A 23,273-nucleotide genomic window follows, 5' to 3' on the forward strand; every position below is an offset into this window, starting at 1 on the left:
GTCAGCCCTTCACCAGCAGGCCGCGGCTGCGCAGCACCCACCGCTCCAGCGGGCTGAAGATCAGCAGGTCGATGGCGATGCCCACGGTCAGGATCAGCAGGATGGCCTCGAAGACCATGGCCATGTCGCTGGCGTTGCGGCCGTTCTCCAGCAACTGGCCGAGGCCCACCCCGAGGTCGGGGAAGGAGGCGATGATCTCGGCGGCCATCAGGGACCGCCAGGAGAACGCCCAGCCCTGCTTCAGACCGGCGACGTAACCGGGCAGCGCCGCCGGGAGGACGACGTGCCAGGTGCCCTTCAGCCCCGTCGCACCCAGCGTGCGGCCGGCGCGCAGGAAGAGCGGGGACACCTGGTCCACGCCCGACACCAGGCCGTTGGCGATGGACGGCACCGCGCCGAGCAGGATCACCGCGTACATCATCTTGTCGTTCAGGCCCAGCCAGATCACGGCCGGCGGCACCCAGGCCACCGAGGGCAGCGACTGGAGCCCGGACAGGATCGGGCCGATCGCCGCGCGCACGAACTTCACCCGTGCCACCAGCAGCCCCAGCGGAGTGCCGATCAGCAGCGCGAGGCAGAAGCCGAACAGACCGCGCGAGACGCTGGTCCAGATGTAGCCGAGCAGCTCGCCCTCCAGCCACGCCTGGTGGACCACGTCCCACACCGCGGACGGGGCGGGCAGCTTGGTCGGGTCGTCGACCACGTCGAAGGAGACGAGTCCCTGCCACACCGCCAGCACCAGCAGGACGGCGAGGGCGGGCGGCAGGATCTTCTCCACGAAGGTCTGCCGGAAGGGCTTGCGGCGCTGCTGCACCGTCTCCAGTGCGTCCAGGCCGGCCTCCAGACCGGCGAGGTCGCCGCCGTCCCCGGCGCCGGCCCCCGTGTCCTTCGCCGGGCGGGTCGTGTCAGTGCTGGCCATGGCGGCGGATCTCCCCACGCAGTTCTTCGGTGATCTCGACGGACAGCTCCGCCACCTCGGTGTCCTCGATGCGGCGCGGGTGCGGGATGCCGACCGTCCACTCGCGGGCGATGCGCCCGGGGCGGGAGGAGAGCAGCACCACGCGCTCCGCGAGCCGGACGGCCTCGCGCACGTTGTGCGTGACGAACAGGACGGACAGCCGCGTCTCGCGCCAGATCCGGGTCAGCTCGTCGTGCAGCACGTCCCGGGTGATGGCGTCCAGCGCCGCGAACGGCTCGTCCATCAGCAGCAGCTTGCTCTCCTGGGCGAGTGCCCGGGCCAGCGCCACCCGCTGGCGCATACCGCCCGACAGTTCGTGCACCCGCTTGCCGTGGGCGCCCTTGAGCCGGACGAGTTCGAGCAGCTCCTCCGCCTTCTCCCGGCGTTCGGCCTTGGGCACGCCCCGCAGCTTCAGGGCGAGTTCGATGTTCTTGCCCGCGGTCAGCCACGGGAACAGCGCGTGCTCCTGGAACATCAGGGCCGGCCGCCCGTCGGTGGAGATCGCGCCGGCGCTCGGCCGGTCCAGCCCCGCCACCAGGTTCAGCAGCGTGGACTTGCCGCAGCCGGATGCCCCCAGGAGGGTGACGAACTCGCCGGGCGCGACATCGAGGGTGATGTCGTCCAGCACGAGCTGCTGCCCGGCGGGGCCCGGGAACGACTTCGAGACGTGCTCGATCCGGGCCGCGTGCGTGACCGCCGCGGTACCCTCGTCGGCCTTGGCGAGCGTCGTGGTCGTGGCCATGGTCGTCACCTCCTGGGGATGGTCGGGATCCGGCTACTTCGCGCCGAGACCGGCGTCGTCGACCGCGGGCCTGCCCTTGGCCCCGAGGACCTTGTTGAGCGGCCGCAGGTCGTAGATGCCCTGAAGGCTGGGCTCGTCCAGCAGGCCCGCCTTCACGGCGTGCTCGGCCTGGGCGTCGAGGGTGGCGGCCAGCGGGTCGTCGGTGACCTCGATCGACTGCCACGCCGGGTCCAGGACCTCGGCCGGCAGGGCCTTGCCCGTGTCCTTCTCCAGCTGCTTGTTGGCCGCGGCCTTCGCCTCGTCCGGGTTGGCCTTGATCCACTCGTTGGTGTCGACCGAGGCCTTCAGCACGGCCTCGACGGCCTTCGGGTGCTCCTTGAGGAACTTCTGCGACACGATGATGTTCGTGATCACGAACTTCTCGTCCGGCCACAGCGTCGACTCGTCCAGCAGGACCTTGCCGCCCTCGGCGACCAGCTTGGACGCGGTCGGCTCCGGCACCCAGGCGCCGTCCAGGGAACCCGCCTTGTAGGCGTCGGGCGTGACCTTGTTGTCGCTGCGGACGACCGTCACGTCGCCCTTGCCGCTCTGCGCGTCGACCTTCCAGCCCTGCTCGGCGACCCAGTTGAGGAACGCCACGTCCTGGGTGTTGCCCAGCTGCGGGGTGGCGATGCGCTTGCCCTTGACGTCCTTCAGCGACTTGATCTTCTCGGGGTTCACCACCAGCTTCACCCCACCCGAGGCCGAACCGCCGATGATCCGCAGGTTCTTGCCGCCCGACTTGGTGTACCCGTTGATCGACGGGGAGGGGCCGATCCAGCCGATGTCGATGGACCCGGAGTTCAGGGCCTCGATCTCGGACGGGCCGGCGTTGAAGGTCGCGTACTTGGCCTCGGTGGCGCCCAGCGCCTTCTGGAAGAAGCCCTTCTGGTTGCCGACCAGGGCGGTGGCGTGGGTGACGTTGCCGAAGTAACCGATGCGGACGGAGTCGAGACCGTCGATCTTCTCGGCGCCGGCGGCGACCTTCGCGGTGTCCTCGTCCTCGGCCTCGGAGCCGTAGCCGCAGGCGGCGAGGGTGAGGAGGGGCAGGGCGGCTATGACCGCGAGGGTGCGGCGCAGAGCGGTGTTGGCAGGCACGGGAGGCTTTCCTCTCGTTGGCCCGGCGGTCACGCCTGTCGGTGGGTCCGAGGTGTCAGGTCGTGGCCGGGAGGTCGGCATGTCTTCGGCTGTGCGGGTGGGGGGTGTGGGCGCGCGAGCAGTGCGCGTACGTCACCGCGCACATCGCCCGACCCCGCCCTGCCCGCTGCCGAGGGAGCCGCTGCCGACGCGGCCGCCCTCCTTGGCGAACGTGGAGTAGAAGTCCGGGGAACGCATGGTCAGAAGTCCCACCCGTCGTCGTCCGCCGCGTCCTTGACCGGCTCCGGGGCGGCGAAGGACTCGCCGACCATCCCGGCGGTGAGCGTGGTGCCGTCGCTCGGGTCGATCAGGATGAACGACCCGGTGCGGCGGGAGTCCGCGTAGGAGTCGGCGGGCAGCGGCTCCGCGGTGCGGATCTTCACCCGGCCGATGTCGTTGGCGACGAGCTGTCCGGGGTGCGGGTGCAGGGACAGGTCGTCCAGCGTGAGCCGGGCCGGGATGTCCTTGACGATCGCCTTCACCGTGCGGGTGCCGTGCTTGATGAGCACGCGGTGGCCCACGGTGAGCGGCGCGTCGGCGACGTGGCAGACCGTGGCCTCGACGTCCTGGCTGGTGGCGGGGGCGTCCTCGCTCGGCACGATCAGGTCCCCGCGCGAGACGTCGATGTCGTCCTCCAGCAGCAGCGTCACCGACTGCGGCGTCCACGCGGTGTCGACCGCGTCGCCGAGCACGTCGATGCCGGACACCGTCGAGGTGCGGCCCGACGGCAGCACGGTGACCGGGTCGCCGACGCGGAAGGTGCCCGCGGCGATCTGGCCCGCGTAACCGCGGTAGTCGGGGTGCTCGGCGGTCTGCGGCCGGATCACGTACTGCACGGGCAGCCGGGCGTGGCAGTGCGCCAGGTCGTGGCTGACCGGGACGGTCTCCAGGTGCTCCAGCACCGTCGGGCCGCCGTACCAGTCCATGACCGCCGAGGGCTCCACCACGTTGTCGCCCGCGAGCGCCGAGATGGGGATCGCGGTGACCTCCGGGACGCCCAGCTCGGTCGCGTACGCCGTGAACTCCTCGGCGATGGCGGCGAACACGGGCTCCCGGTAGTCGACCAGGTCCATCTTGTTGACGGCGAGGACGACGTGCGGGACCCGCAGCAGGGCGGCGATCGCGGCGTGCCGGCGGGTCTGCTCGACCACGCCGTTGCGCGCGTCGACCAGGATCACCGTCAGCTCGGCCGTGGAGGCGCCGGTGACCATGTTCCGGGTGTACTGCACGTGCCCCGGGGTGTCGGCCAGGATGAACCGGCGGCGCGGGGTGGCGAAGTAGCGGTAGGCCACGTCGATGGTGATGCCCTGCTCCCGCTCGGCCCGCAGGCCGTCGGTGAGCAGCGCGAGGTCCGGGGCCTCCTGGCCGCGGCTTGCGGAGGCCCGCTCCACGGCCTCCAGCTGGTCGGTGAGGATCGACTTGGAGTCGTGCAGCAGACGGCCCACCAGGGTGGACTTGCCGTCGTCGACGGACCCGGCGGTGGCGAACCGCAGCAGGGTGGTCTCGGACAGCTGCTCGACGGAGAGCGGCTCGACGGGTTCGGCGGTGCTGGTCATGGCTAGAAGTACCCCTCGCGCTTGCGGTCTTCCATCGCGGCCTCGGACATCTTGTCGTCGGCGCGTGTGGCGCCGCGCTCGGTGAGCCGGGAGGCGGCGATCTCGGCGATCACCTTCTCGATGCCGTCGGCGTCGGAGTCGACGGCTCCGGTGCAGGACATGTCGCCGACGGTGCGGTAGCGGACCCGCCGCTTCTCCACCGTCTCGCCGTCCTTCGGGCCGCCCCACTCGCCGGCCGTCAGCCACATCCCGGACCGGGCGAAGACCTCCCGCTCGTGGGCGTAGTAGATCTGCGGCAGCTCGATGCCCTCGCGGGCGATGTACTGCCACACGTCCAGCTCGGTCCAGTTGGACAGCGGGAAGACCCGGACGTGCTCGCCGGGGGCGTGCCGGCCGTTGTACAGGTTCCACAGCTCGGGGCGCTGGCGGCGCGGGTCCCACTGGGAGAACTCGTCGCGCAGCGAGAACACCCGCTCCTTGGCGCGGGCCTTCTCCTCGTCGCGGCGCCCGCCGCCGAAGACGGCGTCGAACCGCTCCGCCTGGATCTTCTCGGTCAGCGGGAGGGTCTGGAGCGGGTTGCGGGTGCCGTCCGGACGCTCCTTGAGCACACCCCGGTCGATGTAGTCCTGGACGGAGGCGACGTGCAGGCGCAGTCCGTGCCGCTCCACCGTGCGGTCCCGGTACTCCAGCACCTCGGGGAAGTTGTGCCCGGTGTCCACGTGCAGCAGCGAGAAGGGGACCGCCGCGGGGGCGAACGCCTTCAGCGCCAGGTGCAGCATGACGATGGAGTCCTTGCCGCCGGAGAAGAGGATCACCGGCCGCTCGAACTCGCCCGCCACCTCGCGGAAGATGTGCACCGCCTCGGACTCGAGGGCGTCGAGGTGGGAGAGGGTGTACGGGCCCGCCGTCCCCTCCACCGCTGCGACGGTCGTCGTCATGCCAGTCCCCTTTCGGTGAGCAGGGCGTGGACCGCCGCGGCGGACTCCTGCACGGTCTGGTCCTGCGACTCGATCCGCAGGTCGGGCGCGACGGGCTCCTCGTACGGGTCGTCGACCCCGGTGAGCCCGGTCAGCTCGCCCGCGGCCTGCTTGGCGTACAGGCCCTTCACGTCGCGCACCGAGCAGACCTCGACCGGGGTCGCCACGTGCACCTCCACGTACGCCGTGCCGTTCGCCTCGTGCCGCTTGCGGACGGCGTCCCGGCTGTCCGCGTAGGGGGCGATCACCGGGACCAGCGCGGTGACGCCGTTGCGGGCGAGCAGTTCGGCGACGAAGCCGATGCGCTGCACGTTGGTGTGCCGGTCCTCGCGGCTGAAGCCGAGGCCCGCCGAGAGGAACTCGCGGATCTCGTCGCCGTCGAGCAGCTCCACGCGCCGGCCCGCCGCCCGGAGGCGGTCGGCCAGCTCGTACGCGATGGTGGTCTTGCCGGCACTGGGCAGACCCGTGAGCCAGACGGTGGCTCCGGTCGTCACAGGGTTCTCCTGAAGATCGGTGGTCGTCGTCATGTCAGCCGTGCAGTCCGCACTCGGTCTTGGAACGGCCCGCCCAGCGGCCGGCGCGGGCGTCCTCGCCCTCCAGCACGCGGCGGGTGCAGGGCGCGCAGCCCACGGAGGCATAGCCGTCCGTCAGCAGCGGGTTGGTGAGGACTCCGTGCTCGTCGACGTACGTTTGCACATCTTCCTGTGACCACTTGGCGATGGGGGAGACCTTCACCTTGCGCCGCTTCTCGTCCCAGCCGACGACGGGGGTGTTCGCGCGGGTCTCCGACTCGTCGCGGCGCAGGCCGGTCGCCCAGGCCTGGTAGCCCTTCAGACCCTCCTCCAGCGGCTTGACCTTGCGCAGCGCGCAGCACAGGTCGGGGTCGCGGTCGTGCAGCCTCGGGCCGTACTCGGCGTCCTGCTCGGCGACCGTCTGCCGCGGGGTGAGCGTGATGACGTTGACGTCCATCACGGCCTCGACCGCGTCCCGGGTGCCGATGGTCTCCGGGAAGTGGTAGCCGGTGTCGAGGAACACCACGTCCACGCCGGGCAGGGCGCGGGAGGCCAGGTGGGCGACGACCGCGTCCTCCATGGAGGAGGTCACGCAGAAGCGGCCGCCGAAGGTGTCGGCCGCCCACCGGAGGATGTCCAGCGCGGAGGCGTCCTCCAGCTCGCGGCCCGCCCGCTCGGCCAGTGCCTTGAGTTCCTCGGTCGTACGCTCTTCCTGAACCGCCGTCATATCGGTTCCCCTCCCGTGGAGTTGGGCTGAAGACCCCGGGCGAGGAGCCCGAGGAACTTCAACTGGAATGCGCGGTTGCACGCCCCGCATTCCCAGGCGCCGTGTCCTTCCTCGTGGGGACGCAGGTCCTCGTCGCCGCAGTAGGGGCAGTAGAACGGCGCGGCACGCTCGCTCATGACAGGGCCTCCTCGGTGGCGCGGGCCGCCCAGGTGGCGAAGCGCTCGCCGTCCTCGCGCTCGGCCTCGTAGCGCTTGAGCACGCGCTCCACGTAGTCCGGCAGCTCCTCCGCCGTGACCTTGAGTCCGCGCACCTTGCGGCCGAAGCCGGGCTCCAGGCCGAGGGCGCCGCCCAGGTGGACCTGGTAACCCTCGACCTGCTCGCCCTCGGCGTTCAGGACCAGCTGGCCCTTGAGACCGATGTCCGCGGTCTGGATGCGGGCGCAGGCGTTGGGGCAGCCGTTGAGGTTGATGGTGAGGGGCTCGTCGAACTCCGGGAGCCGGCGCTCCAGCTCGTCGATCAGCGAGGCGCCGCGCGCCTTGGTCTCGACGATGGCGAGCTTGCAGAACTCGATGCCGGTGCAGGCCATGGTGCCGCGCCGGAACGTGGAGGGCCGGGCGGTGAGGTCCAGCGCCTCCAGGGACTCCACCAGGGAGTCGACCTGCCCCTCCTCGACGTCGAGGACGATCATCTTCTGCTCGACCGTGGTGCGCACCCGGCCCGAGCCGTGCGCCTCCGCCAGGTCGGCGACCTTGGTGAGGATCGTGCCGTCGACGCGACCGACGCGCGGGGCGAAGCCGACGTAGAAGCGGCCGTCCTTCTGCCGGTGCACGCCGATGTGGTCGCGCCAGCGGCTGGTGGGGTCGGCGGGCGCCGGGCCGTCGGTCAGCTTCCGCTTCAGGTACTCGTCCTCCAGCACCTGGCGGAACTTCTCCGGGCCCCAGTCGGCGACCAGGAACTTCAGGCGGGCGCGGTTGCGCAGCCGCCGGTAGCCGTAGTCACGGAAGATCGAGATGACGCCCTCGTAGACGTCCGGCACGTCCTCGATCGGCACCCAGGCGTTCAGGCGCACGCCCAGCTTGGGGTTGGTGGACAGGCCGCCGCCGACCCACAGGTCGAAGCCCGGCCCGTGCTCGGGGTGCTCGACGCCGACGAAGGCCACGTCGTTGATCTCGTGCACCACGTCCAGTACCGGCGACCCGGAGATCGCGGTCTTGAACTTGCGCGGCAGGTTCGAGTACGCCGGGTTGTTCAGGACCCGGCGCTTCATCTCCTCCAGGGCCGGCGTGCCGTCGATGATCTCGTCCTCGGCGATGCCCGCGACCGGGGAGCCGATCATCACGCGGGGCGTGTCGCCGCAGGCGGTGACCGTGGACAGGCCGACGCCCTCCAGCCGGTTCCAGATCTCGGGGACGTCCTCGATCCGGATCCAGTGGTACTGGACGTTCTGCCGGTCGGTGATGTCGGCGGTGCCGCGCGCGAACTCCTGCGAGATCTCGCCGATGACGCGCAGCTGCGCGGTGGTCAGCGCGCCGCCGTCCACGCGCACGCGCAGCATGAAGTAGCTGTCGTCCAGCTCCTCCGGCTCCAGGACGGCCGTCTTCCCGCCGTCGATGCCCTGCTTGCGCTGGGTGTACAGACCCCACCAGCGCATGCGTCCGCGCAGGTCACTGGGGTCGATCGAGTCGAAACCGCGCTTGGAGTAGATCGTCTCAATACGTGTCCGCACGTTGAGACCGTCGTCGTCCTTCTTCACCTGCTCGTTGCCGTTGAGCGGGGTGAAGTGACCGGCCGCCCACTGACCCTCGCCGCGGTGACGGCTCACCTTGCGGCGGGGGGTCGCGGCAGCAGGATTCGGCGGCGTGGCGGCCATGGATGACACGTCCTTCGGGGCAGGCGGAAATGCGGCTCTGACCTGCGCGTGTGCGCGCACGGGCATGGATGCGCGGCGTTGCGCGGGAATGAGGCGACTGCGGGGATCCGGTAGTGCTGGAGAAAGCTCTCAGCGGCCCGGACAGATGGCGCTGGACATGCGGCCGAGGTCGACGTGCCGCCGACTCACCAAGGCAATTCCAGTTCCAGGCATGGCGGAAGCCTGGCACGACGATCTGAACACCGTCCAGCTTTGTCCACGATGCAGACACCCTTGTCTCGTACGGCGAGACAAGGGTGGTGTGGGTCACATGGTCGTCGGTCCTCGCCGGTGCTGGTCAGGACCGGCGCGCGGTCAGGCCGGGAACGCCCTGGGCCACGGCCCGGGAGTGGCGACGTCCGGTTCCTCCTCGACCTTGGTGTCGAAGAGGCGGAAGCCGCGGCGCTGGTAGTTGTCCATCGCGAACGCGCCGTCCTTGCTGCACGTGTGCAGCCACACCCGCTTGGTCGTGGCCAGGCCCGGCCAGCGGTCCGCCAGGTCCCAGGCGCGGGCGGTGCCGTACGAGAGCAGGTGACCACCGATGCGCCGGCCGCGGAAAGCCGGAATCAGGCCGAAGTACTCGATCTCCACCACCCCGTCGTCGCCGGACGACAGCTCCACGTACCCGGCGGGGGTGCCGTGGTCGTGGGCGACCCAGGTCTCCACCCCGGGCCGCTCCAGGTGCTCCCGCCACCGCGCGTGACTCCAGCCGAGCCGGTCCGTCCAGCGGATGTCCCCGCCGACCGAGGCGTACAGGAACCGGCTGAACTCGGGGGAGGGCACCTCGGAGCGGACGATCCGGACGTCCCCCTCCGGCGCGGCGGCCGGCAGCAGATCGGTCGGCGCCGTCTGCTCCAGGGACCAGGTGGTCACGGCGATGTTGGTCATGCCGGTCAGGGAACCATCCGCTCCGCGGATCTGTCATCTCCCGTCCGGACCCCCGGGGGCGGGCGTCAGTCGAGCGCGTCCTCGATCGACGTCAGCGGCACCGCGAACAGCATGCGGCCCGACTGGGACCAGACCTCACCGGTCGCGTCCCAGTACGACAGGGAGCCCGCCTGTCCGCTCCAGCACCGCTGCGAGCGGTCCGCCCCGCACTCCGCGGCCCGGGCCGCCTCCGCGTCCTGGCGCCACAGGGTCCCGCGCCCTTCGTCCCCGCCGGCCGCGCGGCCCAGGTACCAGTCGGCTCGCGCCGCGCCGGGCGGGCGGTGCGAGAGGACGCCGCCCACCTCGGCCGCCCCCGTCTCGAAGGCCTCCACCGCGTCGACGTGTCCCGCGGAGTCGACGGCCGGCAACCCGGCACGGGCGGGATCGGCGCTGAACGCGTAGCGCCAGAGCCGGGTGGGGCGGTCGCCGTCGGCGGGCACCCGCTCGCTCGCCACCAGGCTGACCGGGGCCGTGCCGCGGTCCAGGGAGATCGCGGCGGGACGCGCCGCGCCCGAGGTGTCGGGGAGCCGGTACGAGGCGACGGCGGGCAGGACGTACGGGTGGCCGTCCGCCGCCCAGCCCCCGGGCACCCGGCCGACCGCGTCAGCGTCGGTGGTGGCGCGCTGGATCAGGTCCAGGTCGTACACGTACAGCGCCTCACGACCACCGGCGCCGGTGGTGACCAGCAGTTTGTCCTGGTACCAGACCATGCCGGAGACCGGGGAGGCGAGCCCCCGGTAGTCGTGGCCGCGGTCGACCGGGACGGCGAGGAGGGCCGAGGCGTAGCCGGGCCGGTCGGGAGCGTCCGCGTCGACGAAGGAGACCCGGGCGAGGCCGCCCTCGGGCGTGCCGTCGTCGCGGGTCCACGCGGAGAGGACCACGCGGTGGGCGCCCCAGCGGCCGTCCGCCCCGGCGTCCCCGGAGGTGGTGACCGCGCCGGGCCGCCAGCCCTCGGTGTCGTCCTGGTCCCAGCAGTAGGCCCGGGTGGCCGCGGGGAAGACCGGCAGCGCCTCCCGCTCACCGGTCGTGCACTCGGCGGCGTCGCGCAGGGTGCGGTCGGCGGAGCCGAGGACGGTGGAGACGCCCACCGGTTCGCCCATCGCGTCGGAGAGGCGGTCGAGCCAGGGGCGCGGTACCCGGTGCTCGGTCAGGCGCAGGGCGTCGGTCCGGGCGGCCGAGGTGAGGGGCTCGAGGGCGCCGGGGTCGTCGGCGACCGTGGCCTGCGAGGCGCTGATCATCGTGGCGGCGCCGGTCAGCGCGAGAGCCGCACCGGCCAGGGCCGCGCGCAGCGCCCGGCTCCGCCTGCGTCGGCGGTGTCTGCCGCGGTGCTTCATCAAACCTCCACAGGCACCGGACCAACTGGGCTCGACGGTGGTCGCGTTGACCGGTGAGCGGCTGGCGCGGTCCGTAGAGGATGCTACGGCAGACGGGCGGGTCCGCGGACGCGGACGATGCAAATATGCGGAAACGTAGCGTCTCGGCACCCCGGGCGGGCGTGCTCGGCGTGCCGGACGCCCGGCGGGCGGGCGTTCCGCCGGGCCGAGGCGGGCGGTCAGGGCGCCGGGCGCGTGGCCCGGTGCGCCGTCACCGTCGGGGCCGTGGAGTGGGGGAGGAGGTCGCGGGGGTCGTCCGGGAGGACGAGTTCCACCTCCGCAGCGGCGCAGAAACGATACGGCCGGTGTTCCAGATAGGCCCCGAGGTACCTCCGCACCCGGGACATCTCGGCCCGCACCGTCACCGTGCGCGCCGGGTCGCCGAACAGGTCCTCGGCCAGCTCCGCGGCACTGCGGCCGGCGCGGTGGACGGCCAGCAGGTACAGCAGCTCCGCGTGCCGGGCGCTCAGTCCCCGCGTCCACGCCTCCGCGCCTCCCAGCACCCGGACCGACCAGCGGCGCGGCTGCCCGAGGTCCAGCACCACCCGGACGCCCCCGCTCACCGCCGGCTCCTCGGCCGCCCGCACCAGCCAGCCCTCGCCCAGCGGCTCCACGGTGCACGCGCCGAGCGACGGCAGCCACCGCCGTCCCGCCACCGGGGGCCCGGGCAGCACCACCCGGTCCAGGTACGGCATCCCCGTCACCGCCGCCGTCCAGCCCTCCCGGTCCGTGACCAGGGCCCGGCCGCCGAGCCGGGCCAGCACCGGCGCCGCCACCGCCCGCAGCCGCTCCAGGGACCGGGCGTGCAGCTCGCGCAGCCGGGCCTCGGCGAGCTTGGCGACCGAGTCGACCCAGGCGAGCGTGGCCGGATGCATCGTCGTCAGCGGCCCGCTCACGTCGACCACGCCGAGCAGCCGGCCGCTGCGCGGATCGCTGATGGGCGCGCCGGCGCAGGTCCAGGTCGCCTGGGACCGCACGAAGTGCTCGGAGGCGAACACCTGGACGGGCCGCCGGGTGACCGCCGGCGTCCCCACGCCGTTGGTCCCGACCACCTCTTCGCGCCAGTCCGCCCCGAGTTCGAAGCCCAGCCCGTCGGCCTTGCGCAGCACGGGCGCGCTGCCCTCCCGCCACAGCAGCCGGCCCTCGTCGTCGGCGACCACCATGATGTGCTGCGCGACGTCCGCGACGGACAGCAGGCCCTCGCGCAGGACCGGCAGCACGTGCCGCAGCGGCGAGGCCTCGCGGCGCCGCCGGACCTCGTCCGGGGGCAGCAGCCCCGCGCGGAAGTCGTGCTCCGGGTCGACGCCGCTGCGCAGCATCCGCTCCCAGGACTGCTCGATCACCGGACGCGGCGCCACCGGGGCCCGTCCGCCCGAGAGCCGCGCGGAGCGGACCTCGCTGAGCATGCGCGCCGCGCTCCTCGTGTCGACGGCGGCGAGCCGCGTCACGTCCATCGGCGAGAGCGCCACTGGTCCCGTCCTTCCGGAAGCCGGATGTCCATCTCGTGGGGGCCCGCCTGCCCGTGCCCCGCGGAACACGGTCCGCACACGGCCGACGGCAAGTTGCAACCCCCTGCAACCCTGGTGGACCGCCCGGCCGGTGTCCAAACTGGAGTCACGCCGCCCCGTGCGGCGAACGCGGCCCGAACAGGCCCGTGTGGTGGGGGTGGTGCCGTGTCGGCGCAGCACCACCCCCGCGCCACACGGGCGCGATCAGGCCACCGGGCGGGCCCGCTCCACGATCGACGCCAGATCGAGCGTGGGCGGCAGCGTGCCGAAGGCCATGCCCCCGTCGCCGCCCAGCCGGGCCGCGCAGAACGCGTCGGCGACCTCGGGCGGCGCGTACCTCACCAGCAGCGAGCCCTGGAGCACCAGCGCCAGCCGCTCCACCAGCCGCCGCGCCCGCCCCTCGGCGGCCCCCAGATCGGCCAGTTCCGTCAGCAGTCCCCTGATCGCGGCGTCCAGGCGGTGGTCGGCGCCGCGCGCCAGGCCCACTTCCGTCAGGTAGGCGTCCATCGCCAGCGGTTCCCGTCCGAGCGCCCGCAGCACGTCCAGCGCCTGTACGTTGCCGGCGCCCTCCCAGATCGAGTTCAGCGGCGACTCGCGCACCAGCCGGGGCATCCCGGACTCCTCGACGTACCCGTTGCCGCCCAGGCACTCGGCGGCCTCCACCGCCACCGGCGCGCACCGCTTGGTCACCCAGTACTTGGCCACCGGCACCGCGAGCCGCAGCAGCGCCCGCTCCCGCTCGTCACCGCCTCCGGCCGCGTCCTGGGCCGCCGCCAGCCGCACCGCCAGCGTGGTCGCCGCCTCCGACTCGACCGCGAGGTCCGCGAGGACGTTGCGCATGAGCGGCTGGTCGACGAGGGGCGCGCCGAACGCCTTCCGGTACGTGCAGTGGTGCACCGCCTCGGCGACGGCCCGCCGCATCAGTCCCGCCGACCCCAGCACGCAGTCCAGCCGGGTCGCCGCCACCATGCCGATGACGGTGCGCACCCCGCGCCCCTCCTCGCCGACCCGGCGCGCCCAGGTCCCGGCGAACTCGACCTCGGCGGAGGCGTTGGACCGGTTGCCCAGCTTGTCCTTCAGCCGCTGGATCAGGAACGCGTTGCGGGTCCCGTCCGGCAGGACGCGGGGCACCAGGAAGCAGGTCAGCCCGCCCGGGGCCTGCGCCAGCACCAGGAAGCCGTCCGACATCGGCGCCGAGCAGAACCACTTGTGCCCGGTCAGCTCGTACGCGCCGTCCTCGGCCAGCGGACGGGCGGCGGTGCTGCCCGCCCGGACGTCGCTGCCGCCCTGCTTCTCCGTCATGGCCATCCCGAACAGCACCCCGGCCTTCAGCGGGGCGGGCCGCAGCTCCCGGTCGTACACCCGCGAGGTCAGCCGCGGCTCCCACTCCGCGGCCAGCTCCGGGTCGGCGCGCAGGGCCGGCACGGCCGCGTGGGTCATCGACAGGGGACAGCAGGTGCCGGCCTCCACCTGGGTCCACATCAGGAACCCGGCCGCGCGCGTCACCTGCCCGCCCGGCCGGGACCGGGCGTCGGTCAGGCCCGCGGCGACGCCCTTGCCGAGCAGCCGGTGCCACGCCGGGTGGAAGTCGACCTCGTCGACGCGGTGGCCGTAGCGGTCGTGGGTGCGCAGTCTCGGCGGGTTCTCGTCGGCCTGTACGCCCCACTCCCTGCTCTGCACGGACCCGCAACTGCGGCCCAGGCCCGACAGCTCGGCGCGGGCCTCCTCGCGCAGTTCCGGTGCCAGGTGCCGCTCGACCGCCGCCGTCAGCACCCGGTCGGTGGTGAAGACGTCGTGGCCGACCAGCGGCGGGGCCTGATTCGTCACGGTGTGGGTACTGCCTGCCATGACCGTGAACCTACCGTGCCGGGGACCGGCGCGGAGGCGGCACCGGCCGACGGGCGTCCGCGGATGAGTGCGGCCCCCCGCTGCGGATACCTTTAGGGCGTGCAGCCAGCAAGTGAATCCCCCGAACGGCCCTCCGGCCGGCTCCATCGCGTCCGGGTCCTGTACCGGAACGTCTCCAAACGCAGGACCGCCTGGCTGCTGCTCAAGGACACCGTCAACTCGTGCATGGAGTACCGCATCCTCGGCCTGGCCGCCGAGGCCGCGTTCTTCACCCTGCTGTCGGTGCCGCCCCTGCTGCTGTCCGTCCTCGGCCTGCTCGGGTACGTCGACCTGTGGATCGGCGCCGACACCACCGAGAGCCTGCGCACCAACATCCTGGACGCCTCCCGCGCGGTGCTCTCCGAGCGGGGCGTCCAGCAGATCACCGAGCCGATCCTGGACGACGTGATGAAGGGCGGCCGCCCGGACGTCATCTCCATCGGATTCCTGTTCGCCCTGTGGTCGGGCTCCCGCGCGGTGAACGTCTTCATCGACACCATCACCGTGATGTACGGCCTCGACGGCGTCCGGGGGATCGTCAAGACCCGCCTCATGGCCTTCCTGCTGTTCCTGGTGGCCCTGCTGATCGGGTCGGTCGCGCTGCCGCTGATGGTGGCCGGACCCGACGCCGTGGTCCGGATCGTGCCGTGGTCGACGACGGTCGTCCAGGTGCTGTACTGGCCGGTCGTCATCATCCTGTCCGTCGCCTTCCTGACCACGCTCTACCACGTCTCGGTGCCCGTGCGCTCCCCGTGGATCGAGGACGTGCCCGGCGCCCTGGTGGCCCTCGCGATGTGGGTGCTCGGCAGTTTCCTGCTGCGCATCTACCTCACCAGCACCGTCGAGGGCCCCACCATCTACGGGTCGCTCGCCGCGCCCGTCGCCGTGCTGCTGTGGATCGGTGTGTCGGCGTTCGCGGTGCTGGTCGGAGCCGCTGTCAACGCGGCCATCGACCGGGTGTGGCCCGCCGCCGCCACCGCGGCCGCCCGCGAGGCCAACGAGCGGCTGCGGCAGGCCCAGGTCGCCGAGTACGTGGCCCGGGCCGCCGCGAGCGGCGAGGCGGACCCCGACATGCCCTCCGAGTTCCCGGAACGCTGGTCCCGCTTCCTGCCGCCCGAGGACGTCACGGCCCGCCTGCGGACCCACGTGAAGAACCACCCGCCCGCGAACCACGACAAGCCGGAGGCCTCCTGACCGGCCGAGGCCGTCCCCGAGGCGTGAAGACCCACATGCCGGCGCCCCGGGGCCCGTCCGACACCCCCTAGGCGCGGCGACCGGACGTCCCCGGCTTCCACGTCCCAGCGGCCACCCCCTCGCGCACGAAGTCGCCGAAGTCCCTCGGCGCGCGGCCCAGCACCTCCCGCACCCCCTCCGACAGCCGGGCGTTGCGGCCGTCGAGCAGCGTGCCGAACAGCTCCACCAGGAACGCCGCCTCCTGCTCCGGCACCCCGAAGCCGACGAGGTTCCCGCCGTACTCGCGGGCCGCGACGGTCCGGTACGTCAGCGCGCGGCCCGTCCCCTTCGCGATCTCCGCGACCGCCTCCGCGAAGGTCAGCAGCCGGGGCCCCGACACCTCCAGCACCCGCCCCGCGTACCGGTCGCCGGACACCAGCGCCGCCACCACCACGTCGGCCACGTCCCGCAGGTCCACGAACGGCTCCCGGGCCGCGTCACCGGCCGGGAACACCAGCTCCCCGCTCCCGCGCAGCTCCTCCGCCAGCGGGCCCTCGCCGAAGTTCTGCGCGAACCAGGCGGCCCGCACGACCGTCCACCGTGGGCCCGCCCCGGCCAGCGCCTCCTCGGCGGGCCGCGCCTGCTCCTCGCCCCGCGCCGACAGCAGCACCAGCCGCCGCACGCCGAGCCCGGCCGCCTCCCGCGCGAAGGCCCCGACCGTCTCCGCGGCGTCGGGGGGACCGACGTCGGCGGGGTGGACCACGAAGGCCGCGTCGGCGCCGCGCAGGGTGCCGGCCCAGGTCGACCGGTCCCACCAGTCGAACCCGGTCGCCCGCGACGCGGCCCGCACGGTCAGCCCGGCCGCCCGTGCCGCTCCCGCCACCCGGCTCCCGGCCCGCCCGGACGCCCCCGTCACGACGACCGTCATGTCCTCTTGCGCACTCGTCCTCGTCATGGCACCAGTCAACGGCCGGGCGCCCCGCCTTCCCATCGCCGAACGGCTCGCCCGCATATGCGTGCGTCTACGCTGTGACGCCATGGACGCACTCGCCGGCCTGCTGGAGGGCCCCCGCGCCCGGGGCGCGTTCATGATCCGCGCCTGCTTCGACCCGCCCTGGGCCGTACGCGTCGAGGACCGGGCACCGCTCACGGTGATGCTGATGGTCCGCGGCGACGCCTGGATCGTGCCGGACACGGGGGAGCGGCTGCGGCTGCGCGCGGGCGACCTCGCCATCGCCCGCGGCCCCGACCCGTACACCTGCGCCGACGACCCCGGCACCCCGCCGCAGGCGGTGATCCTGCCGGGCGGCGCGTGCAGCTGTCCCGACGGCCGCCCCCTCAACGGCTCGATGGACCTCGGCGTGCGCACCTGGGGCGACCGGGCCGACGGCGACGCCGTGCTGCTGATCGGCACGTACCTGGTGCGCGGCGAGATCGGCGGCAGGCTGCTGGACGCCCTGCCCCCGCTGCTGTCCCTCACCTCCGACCAGTGGGACTGCCCGCTGACGCCCCTGCTGACGACGGAGGTCACCCGGGACGAACCGGGTCAGGCGGTCGTCCTGGACCGGCTCCTCGACCTGCTGGTCATCGCCGCGCTGCGGGCCTGGCTCGCCGGGCCCGAGGCCGAGCCGCCCGCCTGGTACCGGGCACTGGGTGACCCGGTCGCGGGCCGGGCGCTGCGGCTGCTCCAGGACGACCCGGCGCACCCCTGGACGGTGGCGTCGCTCGCCGGGAAGGCCGGCGTCTCCCGCGCCGCGCTCGCCCGGCGCTTCACCGACCTGGTGGGCGAACCCCCGATGACCTACCTCACCGGCTGGCGCCTCGCCCTCGCCGCCGACCGGCTGCGCGACACCGAGGACACCCTCGGCGCGATCGCCCGGCAGGTCGGCTACGGCAGCGCCTTCGCCCTGTCCACGGCCTTCAAACGGGTGTACGGCGTCAGCCCCCAGGAGTACCGGACACCGGCGTAGCCTGGCAGACGTGTACGCGGAACGGGCCTCCCGGCTGACCGGCGCGATGGTGTGGACCGACTCCCCGGTCGAGCCCGGCACCGGACGTGTCCTGCCCGACGGCTGCATGGACCTGCTCTGGCACGACGGCCGGCTGCTGGTCGCGGGCCCCGACACCCGCGCCCACGTCACCGACGGCGCCCCCGGCCCCTGGGCGGGCGTCCGCTTCGCCCCCGGCACCGCCCCCGCCCTGCTCGGTGTCCCCGCCCACGAACTGCGCGACCGGCGGGTGGAGCTGACCGACCTGTGGCCCACCGCCCGGGCCCGGCACCTGGCCGCCCGGGTGAACGCGGCCCCCGACCCGGCGAGCGGCCTGGAGGAGGCGGCGCTGTCCCGGGCGGCCGGCACCGGGCCCCCCGACCCGCTGCTGCGCCGGATCGTGGCCGCCCTCGAAGCGGGCCGTCCGGTCGCCGCGACCGCCGACGAGCTGGGCGTGGGGCCCCGCCAGTTGCACCGGCGTTCCCTGGCCGCCTTCGGCTACGGGCCCAAGACCCTGGCCCGCGTGCTGCGGTTCCAGCGTGGCCTCGCCCTGGCCCGCGAGGGCGTGCCGCTCGCCGATACGGCCGTCCGGGCCGGTTACGCCGACCAGGCGCATCTGGCGCGGGACGTCAAGGAGTTGACGGGGCTGCCGCCGGGGCGGCTACTCGGCCGGGGCGGGTAGCGGCGCGAACAGGTCGACGCCGTGGCCGTCCGGGTCGTTCAGCACGGCGTACCGCTGACCCCAGACGGCGTCCCAGGGCCCCCGCTCGCCGTGGCAGCCGGCGTCGGTCAGCTCCTCGTAGAGCGCGTCGACCTCGGCCGGCGTGTCGCACAGCAGGGCGAGCGAGTGCCGCCCGCCCCCGGCCGGCGGCTCCCAGCCGGGCATGAAGGAACGGACGGACGCCTCCGTGTCGAGCAGCAGCCGGGTCCCGCCCGGCAGTACGGCCTCGGCGTGGGGCTGGTCCCCGGCGTCCTCGGGGAACGCGAAACCGAGCCGGCGGTAGAAGGCCACGGAGGCGGCCATGTCGGAGACGATGATGCTGAGGGCGTCGAATCGTGCGGTCATGGGGCCACCGTAGGCGGGGCGCGCGGGGCCGGTCTTGAAGGAATCGGACACGCGGCGGCCGTCGGGCCAACGCCCGGGACCGGCGGGGCCCGCGGTCGGCCGGGCCTGACGGGGGGAAAGCGGATGCGGCAGGATGGGCACATGCCTCGTCCCCCGCGCGTCCTGCCGGTGCTGCTGCTGGCGCCGTTGCTGCTCACCGCCTGCGGCTCCGAGAAGGCGGACACCGAGACCGTGGCCGTCTCCTCCGCCGGGGCCCGTGGGGCCACCGGTCCCGGCACCGGCCGGGGTGAACTCGACGCCCGCGCCCGGGCGCTGGGCGTGGCCCCCGAGCTGGTCCGCGTCGTCGAGGCCCCCGGCTTCACCCTGGCCCAGCAGTCGGTCGGCGTCCTCGGCGACGACGGCTTCTCCGCCACCTGGGTCTCCGCCGGGAGCGGAGCGCACCTGCGCCTCGCCGTCGACCGGGGCTCGATCACCGCCGGCACGTGCCCCGAGCAGCCGGTCGGGGACATGTCCGGGGAGCGCACGACGTGCGCACGCGACGGCGCCGCCTGGTACCGCACCGGCGCCGGCCGCCACGAGTACGCGGTGCCGGGCGAGGGCCACGTCCTGCGCGTCTCCGCCGAGGAGGGCGCCGTCCCGCGTGACGTGCTGCGCGAGGCGGCGCTCACCGCCCACCGCCCCGACGCCGCGGAAGCCGCCCGGCTGCTCCCCTCCGCCGACCCGGCGCCCGGCACCCCGGTCGAACGCGGCGACCTGCCCCCGGTCGGCGACGGAGCGCCCGACAACGACGTCGACGCGGGCGGATGACGGGGCCCGGCGGCGGGGCCGGGGACCGCGCCCCGGCGCCCCGGCTGCTCGTCTGCACGCGCACCACCGCCTACCGCCACGACTCGATCCCGGACGGGGTCCACGCCCTGCGCACCCTGGGGGAGTTCGAGGTCGATCACACGGAGGACCCGGCGGTCCTGGAGCGGCCCCTCGACCGGTACGGCGCCGTCGTCTTCCTCTCCACCAGCGGCGAGGTGCTCACCCCGGCCGGACGCGACCGGCTCGCCGGGTACGTCGAGGAGGGCGGCGGCTTCGTCGGCGTGCACGCGGCGGCCTGCACCGAGGAGGACTGGCCGTACTACGGCGAGCTGCTCGGCGCCCGCTTCGACCGGCACCCCGCCTGCCAGCCGGGCCGGGTGCTCGTCGAGGACCCCGCCCATCCGGCGACCCGGGAGCTGCCGCCGGTCTGGGAGTTCACGGACGAGTGGTACGACTTCCGCACCAACCCGCGCGGTGCGGTCCGGGTGCTGGCCCGCGCCGACGAGTCGTCGTACGAGGGCGGCGGCATGGGCGCGGACCATCCACTGGTCTGGTGCCGCGAACAGGGCGCGGGCCGCGTCTTCTACACGGCCCTCGGCCACACCGCCGACGCCTACCGCGACCCCCTCTTCCGCGCCCATCTGCGGGGCGGCGTCGAGTGGGCGGCCCGCACGGCCCGGGGCGGCGGGTAGCAGTCCCCGGTCCTCAGCGCCCATCGGGCCCGGCTATCCGGGCAGCGCCCCGCTCCGTTCCGCCGCGCGGTGGCGCGAGGCCAGGCGGGAGCCCGACTCGCGGCGGGCGGAGCGGCGCAGGAGGGGCAGCGCGAGGAGGAAACCGAGCACCGCCCAGGCGCCCAATACCAGGGCCACCATGGGAAGTTCCCAGGAACCGGCCGCCTCGGCGGTCCGCGCCGAGTCCGGCAGCAACGCCGAACGCAGGCCCTGAGCCATCCACTTGAGCGGGAAGACGGAGGCCACCTGCTGCACCGGCACGGGCAGCGAGGTGATCGGGAACACCGCCCCGGAGGTGACCAGCAGCCCCATGGTGGGCAGCATGATCAGCGCCAGCGCCTCGCGCGGATTGGGCAGCACGGCGCCGATGGCCGCGCCCAGCGGCACGACGGCGAGCAGCCCCAGCGTGGTGACCCACAGCAGCGTCAGCCAGCCGGCCGGCCCGTCCGGCAGCGGCCCGTCCACCAGGAGCGCCGCGCTCGCCAGGAGCAGGACCAGGGTGCCGGTCGCCGTGGCGGCCACCAGCAGGCACTTGGCGACGAGGTAGGCCGGTATCCCGCCGGGTGTCGCGCGCAGCCGCAGCAGCGCACCCTCCTCCCGCTCGGTCACCAGCATCTGCGGGACGTTGACCAACCCGATCTGGAAGAGCAGGTAGGCCGCGAAGCCCGCCAGCACCAGGTGGGCCATCGGGGTCTCGGTGCCGGGCACGTCGTCGCCGATGTAGGCGGCGATCACCAGCGCGACGACCACGTTGGTCACGTGGCCGGACATCTCCTTGGGGTTGAGCAGGAGGTGCCGCAGCTCGATGCCGCCGCGCAGGAACCCGGCCCGCCAGGGGCGGCGGTGCGGGCGGCGGGATGCCTGCGGGGCGACGGTGCCGATGGTGCCGATGGTGCCGTCCGCCTCGTGGGCGCTGTCCGTCACGTGTGTCTCCCTCATGCGGCCTGTGCCTCCCCGTCCGGGGAGTCGTCCGGCGTCCCGTCCGGGCCGTCGGCGGACCCGTGCAGCATGTGCAGGTAGGTGTCCTCCAGCGTCGGGCGGCGCACCTCGAGCCCGGGGATCGGGCCGTCCGCGTCCCGGTGCAGTTCCCAGACCAGCCGTGAGGGGTCCTCCGTGCGTTCGCGGCGGGGTGTCCCGTCGTCGGCGGTCCAGCGGACCTCCGCCTGCGAGGCGGCCCGACGGGCCAGTTCCGCGGGGGTGCCGCAGGCCCGGATGCGGCCGCCGACCAGCATGGCGATCCGGTCCGCGAGGCGTTCGGCCTCCACCAGGTCGTGCGTGGTGAGCAGGACGGTGACGCCCTCGTCGCGGGCCAGCCCCTCGACGAGCAGGTGGAAGTCGTGCCGGGCCTGCGGGTCGAACCCGGTGGTCGGTTCGTCCAGGAAGAGGAGTTCGGGACGGCCTACGATGCCCAGCGCGACGTCCAGCCGCCGGCGCTGCCCGCCGGACAGCCGGTCCACCTGCCGGCCGGCCTGGCCGGTGAGACCGACCAGGTCCAGCAGCTCGGCCGGGTCGCGCGGGTCGGGGTAGTACGTCGCGAAGTGACCCAGCAGCTCGGCGACCCGCCAGCGGCGGTGGTCGCGCCAGGACTGCAGGACCAGTCCGATCCGGCCGCGCCAGGCGTCGTCGCCCCGCTCCGGGTCCGTGCCGAGGACGTCGACCTCGCCGGCCGAGCGCCGTCGGAAACCCTCCAGGATCTCCACCGTGGTGGTCTTCCCGGCGCCGTTGGGGCCCAGCAGGGCGAAGACCTCGCCGCGGTGGATGTCCAGGTCGATGCCGTGCAGGACGGCGGTGCTGCCGTACGCCATGGCCACGTCACGCGCGTGGATCACGGGCCGGCCGGACGGGTGCCGTGTCATCGCCCCGCCTCCGAGTGCTGCCGCGGGGGCATCGGTTCGGCCGCGGCCGGGGGGCCGGCGGCGTCGACGATCGCCCGGAGCGCCGCCACGTGCCCCTCGAAGGCGGTGCGGCCGCGGTCGGTCAACCGCACCTTCGTGCGCCGCCTGCGGCCGCCGCCCTCCTTGAGCAGTTCCAGGTACCCGGCCTCTTCCAGGGTGTGCAGCTGCTTGGAGAGCGCCGAGTCGCTGAGCGAGAGGCTGTCGCGGACGAACGCGAAGTCCGCCCACTCGGTGGCCGCGAGCAGCGCGACCACCGAGAGCCGGGTCGCGGGATGGATCAGCTCGTCGAAGCCGGAGGGGATGCTCATCGCCCCGCCTCCGGGCCCGGTTCCGTCGCGCCCCGGCCGCGCAGGGCACCGGCCGCCCAGCGGCTCGCCGGGCCCACGAACAGGACGAACACCGACGCCGACACCGTGGCCTGGACCAGGCCGGCGGGCAGCGGCGCCAGGGGCTCGACCAGGCGGCCGGACAGCAGGACCGTCCCACCGGTCACCACCGCCCCCGCGACGAGCGTGGCGACGGTCCGCCAGGTGAAGCGGGAGTGGTGCAGCAGCAGCCGGCTCCCGCGGTGGTGGAGGACGGCCAGGCCGCCCAGCAGCGCCACGTACGCGGCGACGGCCAGCCAGACGCCCCACGTGGGCGGGTCCAGGCGCAGGCCGGCCAGGAACACCCACATGATCGCGGCGGTGGTCCAGGTCGAGGCGAGGCTCCCGCCCGCCGCCCGTTCGACCTCGTCGTACACCCGCTCCTGCGGCACCCGGATGCGCTGCAGGTCCTTCCATGCCTGTTCGGCATCGACCGGTGTGCTCACGGCCCTCGCCCTCCCTGCCTGGCTTACTTTCCTACTGGGAAAGTAAGCGATGACTTTCCCAGTAGGCAAGTCGGTGGGGTGTCGGACCGTCCTGGACCGCCTTGGGCCGGGCGCGGGGCCGAGGCCGTTCTAGGCGACGAAGGTGGCCACGCTGTCCAGCCCCGCGTGCCGCAGGGTGCGGTGCACCGCCGGGCGGGCGCCGCGGACGGTGAGGGCGGCGGGTTCAGGGGCCCGCGTGGCGGCGCGCAGCAGCGCGTATGCGCAGGCGAGGTCGACATGGGTCAGATCGCTCATGTCCAGGGTCCATGCGCCCGGTCGCCGCAGGCGGGGGTCGAGGAGCAGCTCTTCCAGGAGGCCCAGCGCGGGCGCGTCCAGGGCACCGGAGAAGGCCAGAACGGCGTGCCGCTCGTCGGCCTCGGTGATCGTCACGGGGGCGGACCGGCTCGGGCGTGGGGGATCGACGGTCACGACGGCCTCCTCGGCGGCACAGTGCGGGCGGGCGTGTCTCCCATTGTCACCCCGTGGCGCCGAGCGGGACGGGTCGAGGTCA

26 protein-coding genes are annotated in these 23,273 nt (G+C 73.8%); 5 read left to right on the forward strand and 21 right to left on the reverse strand.

All coding sequences use genetic code 11. The features are described 5' to 3' along the window. Position 1: 1 nt before the first annotated feature. The 14 genes from AC07FV_RS09815 to AC07FV_RS09880 all read right to left on the reverse strand — a co-directional run bounded on the left by AC07FV_RS09815 (position 2) and on the right by AC07FV_RS09880 (position 14,213). Entirely contained in the window at positions 2-919 is a 918-nt protein-coding gene (locus AC07FV_RS09815; protein WP_479085989.1) for an ABC transporter permease, read from the reverse strand. Then, positions 906-1,700, reverse strand: coding sequence for an ABC transporter ATP-binding protein (locus AC07FV_RS09820; protein WP_391968600.1), 795 nt, complete (start codon positions 1,698-1,700; stop codon positions 906-908). The genes AC07FV_RS09815 and AC07FV_RS09820 overlap by 14 nt, the downstream gene beginning before the upstream one ends. Before the next feature lie 33 nt (positions 1,701-1,733). Next, a complete protein-coding gene (locus AC07FV_RS09825) occupies positions 1,734-2,837 on the reverse strand; it encodes an aliphatic sulfonate ABC transporter substrate-binding protein (protein ID WP_479085991.1) in 1,104 nt (367 codons plus the stop codon). Positions 2,838-3,076: 239 nt separating this feature from the next. After that, positions 3,077-4,432 carry a sulfate adenylyltransferase subunit 1 gene (locus AC07FV_RS09830; protein WP_479085992.1) on the reverse strand — a complete coding sequence of 452 codons (1,356 nt, stop codon included), beginning with the start codon at positions 4,430-4,432 and terminating at the stop codon, positions 3,077-3,079. A 2-nt stretch (positions 4,433-4,434) separates the two neighbouring features. After that, positions 4,435-5,370 carry a sulfate adenylyltransferase subunit CysD gene (gene cysD / locus AC07FV_RS09835; protein ID WP_384691782.1) on the reverse strand — a complete coding sequence of 312 codons (936 nt, stop codon included), beginning with the start codon at positions 5,368-5,370 and terminating at the stop codon, positions 4,435-4,437. Continuing rightward, positions 5,367-5,936 carry an adenylyl-sulfate kinase gene (gene cysC, locus AC07FV_RS09840; RefSeq protein ID WP_479085993.1) on the reverse strand — a complete coding sequence of 190 codons (570 nt, stop codon included), beginning with the start codon at positions 5,934-5,936 and terminating at the stop codon, positions 5,367-5,369. Before cysC ends, cysD begins: the two co-directional genes overlap by 4 nt. 1 nt (position 5,937) lies before the next feature. Next, entirely contained in the window at positions 5,938-6,648 is a 711-nt protein-coding gene (locus AC07FV_RS09845) for a phosphoadenylyl-sulfate reductase (protein ID WP_383639048.1), read from the reverse strand. Beyond that, the gene (locus AC07FV_RS09850) at positions 6,645-6,824 is read right to left on the reverse strand and encodes a hypothetical protein (protein ID WP_053138995.1); all 180 of its coding nucleotides are present in this window, start codon (positions 6,822-6,824) and stop codon (positions 6,645-6,647) included. Before AC07FV_RS09850 ends, AC07FV_RS09845 begins: the two co-directional genes overlap by 4 nt. Further along, positions 6,821-8,518 (reverse strand): sulfite reductase SirA, encoded by a 1,698-nt coding sequence (gene sirA / locus AC07FV_RS09855; RefSeq protein WP_384691792.1) that lies wholly within the window; start codon positions 8,516-8,518, stop codon positions 6,821-6,823. The genes AC07FV_RS09850 and sirA overlap by 4 nt, the downstream gene beginning before the upstream one ends. Before the next feature lie 129 nt (positions 8,519-8,647). Then, on the reverse strand, positions 8,648-8,731 hold the full coding sequence (locus AC07FV_RS09860) for a putative leader peptide (protein WP_309475039.1): 84 nt from the start codon (positions 8,729-8,731) through the stop codon (positions 8,648-8,650). A 141-nt stretch (positions 8,732-8,872) separates the two neighbouring features. Next, a complete protein-coding gene (locus tag AC07FV_RS09865; RefSeq protein WP_479085994.1) occupies positions 8,873-9,445 on the reverse strand; it encodes a GNAT family N-acetyltransferase in 573 nt (190 codons plus the stop codon). Between the two features lie 65 nt (positions 9,446-9,510). Next, positions 9,511-10,818 carry a hypothetical protein gene (locus AC07FV_RS09870; protein ID WP_479085995.1) on the reverse strand — a complete coding sequence of 436 codons (1,308 nt, stop codon included), beginning with the start codon at positions 10,816-10,818 and terminating at the stop codon, positions 9,511-9,513. 218 nt (positions 10,819-11,036) lie between these two features. Next, entirely contained in the window at positions 11,037-12,326 is a 1,290-nt protein-coding gene (locus AC07FV_RS09875; protein ID WP_479085996.1) for a helix-turn-helix domain-containing protein, read from the reverse strand. 243 nt (positions 12,327-12,569) lie between these two features. Beyond that, positions 12,570-14,213 carry an acyl-CoA dehydrogenase family protein gene (locus tag AC07FV_RS09880; RefSeq protein WP_479085997.1) on the reverse strand — a complete coding sequence of 548 codons (1,644 nt, stop codon included), beginning with the start codon at positions 14,211-14,213 and terminating at the stop codon, positions 12,570-12,572. A gap of 99 nt (positions 14,214-14,312) precedes the next feature. Between AC07FV_RS09880 and AC07FV_RS09885 the strand changes: the two genes are divergently transcribed. Then, positions 14,313-15,446: a YihY/virulence factor BrkB family protein gene (locus AC07FV_RS09885; protein ID WP_479085999.1), complete on the forward strand. Its 1,134-nt coding sequence runs from the start codon at positions 14,313-14,315 to the stop codon at positions 15,444-15,446. 67 nt (positions 15,447-15,513) lie between these two features. Here AC07FV_RS09885 and AC07FV_RS09890 read toward each other — a convergent pair whose 3' ends face one another. Then, positions 15,514-16,380 (reverse strand): Rossmann-fold NAD(P)-binding domain-containing protein, encoded by an 867-nt coding sequence (locus tag AC07FV_RS09890; RefSeq protein WP_479086000.1) that lies wholly within the window; start codon positions 16,378-16,380, stop codon positions 15,514-15,516. 82 nt (positions 16,381-16,462) lie between these two features. Here AC07FV_RS09890 and AC07FV_RS09895 point away from each other — a divergent pair, with 82 nt between their 5' ends. After that, entirely contained in the window at positions 16,463-17,395 is a 933-nt protein-coding gene (locus AC07FV_RS09895; RefSeq protein WP_479086002.1) for an AraC family transcriptional regulator, read from the forward strand. A 10-nt stretch (positions 17,396-17,405) separates the two neighbouring features. Then, the gene (locus AC07FV_RS09900) at positions 17,406-18,095 is read left to right on the forward strand and encodes a helix-turn-helix domain-containing protein (protein WP_479086004.1); all 690 of its coding nucleotides are present in this window, start codon (positions 17,406-17,408) and stop codon (positions 18,093-18,095) included. Here the strand turns inward: AC07FV_RS09900 and AC07FV_RS09905 are convergent. After that, on the reverse strand, positions 18,075-18,479 hold the full coding sequence (locus tag AC07FV_RS09905) for a VOC family protein (protein ID WP_479086006.1): 405 nt from the start codon (positions 18,477-18,479) through the stop codon (positions 18,075-18,077). The genes AC07FV_RS09900 and AC07FV_RS09905 overlap by 21 nt on opposite strands. 141 nt (positions 18,480-18,620) lie before the next feature. Here AC07FV_RS09905 and AC07FV_RS09910 point away from each other — a divergent pair, with 141 nt between their 5' ends. Then, positions 18,621-19,286 carry a hypothetical protein gene (locus AC07FV_RS09910; protein WP_479086007.1) on the forward strand — a complete coding sequence of 222 codons (666 nt, stop codon included), beginning with the start codon at positions 18,621-18,623 and terminating at the stop codon, positions 19,284-19,286. Further along, the gene (locus tag AC07FV_RS09915; RefSeq protein ID WP_479086008.1) at positions 19,283-19,978 is read left to right on the forward strand and encodes a ThuA domain-containing protein; all 696 of its coding nucleotides are present in this window, start codon (positions 19,283-19,285) and stop codon (positions 19,976-19,978) included. The genes AC07FV_RS09910 and AC07FV_RS09915 overlap by 4 nt, the downstream gene beginning before the upstream one ends. 33 nt (positions 19,979-20,011) lie before the next feature. Here AC07FV_RS09915 and AC07FV_RS09920 read toward each other — a convergent pair whose 3' ends face one another. From AC07FV_RS09920 to AC07FV_RS09940, 5 genes are all read right to left on the reverse strand, one after another. Next, complete coding sequence (locus tag AC07FV_RS09920) at positions 20,012-20,956, reverse strand: ABC transporter permease (protein WP_479086009.1); 945 nt, start codon at positions 20,954-20,956, stop codon at positions 20,012-20,014. After that, positions 20,953-21,873 carry an ABC transporter ATP-binding protein gene (locus tag AC07FV_RS09925; RefSeq protein WP_479086010.1) on the reverse strand — a complete coding sequence of 307 codons (921 nt, stop codon included), beginning with the start codon at positions 21,871-21,873 and terminating at the stop codon, positions 20,953-20,955. Before AC07FV_RS09925 ends, AC07FV_RS09920 begins: the two co-directional genes overlap by 4 nt. Next, positions 21,870-22,220, reverse strand: a complete 351-nt coding sequence (locus tag AC07FV_RS09930) for a transcriptional regulator (RefSeq protein WP_479086012.1) — start codon at positions 22,218-22,220, stop codon at positions 21,870-21,872. Before AC07FV_RS09930 ends, AC07FV_RS09925 begins: the two co-directional genes overlap by 4 nt. After that, positions 22,217-22,723, reverse strand: coding sequence for a hypothetical protein (locus tag AC07FV_RS09935; protein ID WP_479086014.1), 507 nt, complete (start codon positions 22,721-22,723; stop codon positions 22,217-22,219). The genes AC07FV_RS09930 and AC07FV_RS09935 overlap by 4 nt, the downstream gene beginning before the upstream one ends. 129 nt (positions 22,724-22,852) lie before the next feature. Further along, positions 22,853-23,191: an STAS domain-containing protein gene (locus AC07FV_RS09940; RefSeq protein WP_479086015.1), complete on the reverse strand. Its 339-nt coding sequence runs from the start codon at positions 23,189-23,191 to the stop codon at positions 22,853-22,855. Between the last annotated feature and the right edge of the window lie 82 nt (positions 23,192-23,273).

The sequence above is a fragment of the Streptomyces sp. NPDC045956 genome, from assembly GCF_056430705.1.

Bases quoted from the DNA above. Each gene is read 5' to 3' on its own strand.
- AC07FV_RS09930 (WP_479086012.1), bottom strand. From the start codon at position 22,220: ATGAGCATCCCCTCCGGCTTCGACGAGCTGATCCATCCCGCGACCCGG.
- AC07FV_RS09925 (WP_479086010.1), bottom strand. From the start codon at position 21,873: ATGACACGGCACCCGTCCGGCCGGCCCGTGATCCACGCGCGTGACGTG.
- AC07FV_RS09890 (WP_479086000.1), bottom strand. From the start codon at position 16,380: ATGACGAGGACGAGTGCGCAAGAGGACATGACGGTCGTCGTGACGGGG.
- AC07FV_RS09880 (WP_479085997.1), bottom strand. From the start codon at position 14,213: ATGGCAGGCAGTACCCACACCGTGACGAATCAGGCCCCGCCGCTGGTC.
- AC07FV_RS09915 (WP_479086008.1), top strand. From the start codon at position 19,283: ATGACGGGGCCCGGCGGCGGGGCCGGGGACCGCGCCCCGGCGCCCCGG.
- AC07FV_RS09860 (WP_309475039.1), bottom strand. From the start codon at position 8,731: ATGCCTGGAACTGGAATTGCCTTGGTGAGTCGGCGGCACGTCGACCTC.
- AC07FV_RS09830 (WP_479085992.1), bottom strand. From the start codon at position 4,432: ATGACCAGCACCGCCGAACCCGTCGAGCCGCTCTCCGTCGAGCAGCTG.
- AC07FV_RS09895 (WP_479086002.1), top strand. From the start codon at position 16,463: ATGGACGCACTCGCCGGCCTGCTGGAGGGCCCCCGCGCCCGGGGCGCG.
- AC07FV_RS09870 (WP_479085995.1), bottom strand. From the start codon at position 10,818: ATGAAGCACCGCGGCAGACACCGCCGACGCAGGCGGAGCCGGGCGCTG.
- cysC (WP_479085993.1), bottom strand. From the start codon at position 5,936: ATGACGACGACCACCGATCTTCAGGAGAACCCTGTGACGACCGGAGCC.
- AC07FV_RS09850 (WP_053138995.1), bottom strand. From the start codon at position 6,824: ATGAGCGAGCGTGCCGCGCCGTTCTACTGCCCCTACTGCGGCGACGAG.
- AC07FV_RS09820 (WP_391968600.1), bottom strand. From the start codon at position 1,700: ATGGCCACGACCACGACGCTCGCCAAGGCCGACGAGGGTACCGCGGCG.
- AC07FV_RS09865 (WP_479085994.1), bottom strand. From the start codon at position 9,445: ATGACCAACATCGCCGTGACCACCTGGTCCCTGGAGCAGACGGCGCCG.
- AC07FV_RS09910 (WP_479086007.1), top strand. From the start codon at position 18,621: ATGCCTCGTCCCCCGCGCGTCCTGCCGGTGCTGCTGCTGGCGCCGTTG.
- AC07FV_RS09920 (WP_479086009.1), bottom strand. From the start codon at position 20,956: ATGAGGGAGACACACGTGACGGACAGCGCCCACGAGGCGGACGGCACC.
- sirA (WP_384691792.1), bottom strand. From the start codon at position 8,518: ATGGCCGCCACGCCGCCGAATCCTGCTGCCGCGACCCCCCGCCGCAAG.
- AC07FV_RS09905 (WP_479086006.1), bottom strand. From the start codon at position 18,479: ATGACCGCACGATTCGACGCCCTCAGCATCATCGTCTCCGACATGGCC.
- cysD (WP_384691782.1), bottom strand. From the start codon at position 5,370: ATGACGACGACCGTCGCAGCGGTGGAGGGGACGGCGGGCCCGTACACC.
- AC07FV_RS09815 (WP_479085989.1), bottom strand. From the start codon at position 919: ATGGCCAGCACTGACACGACCCGCCCGGCGAAGGACACGGGGGCCGGC.
- AC07FV_RS09845 (WP_383639048.1), bottom strand. From the start codon at position 6,648: ATGACGGCGGTTCAGGAAGAGCGTACGACCGAGGAACTCAAGGCACTG.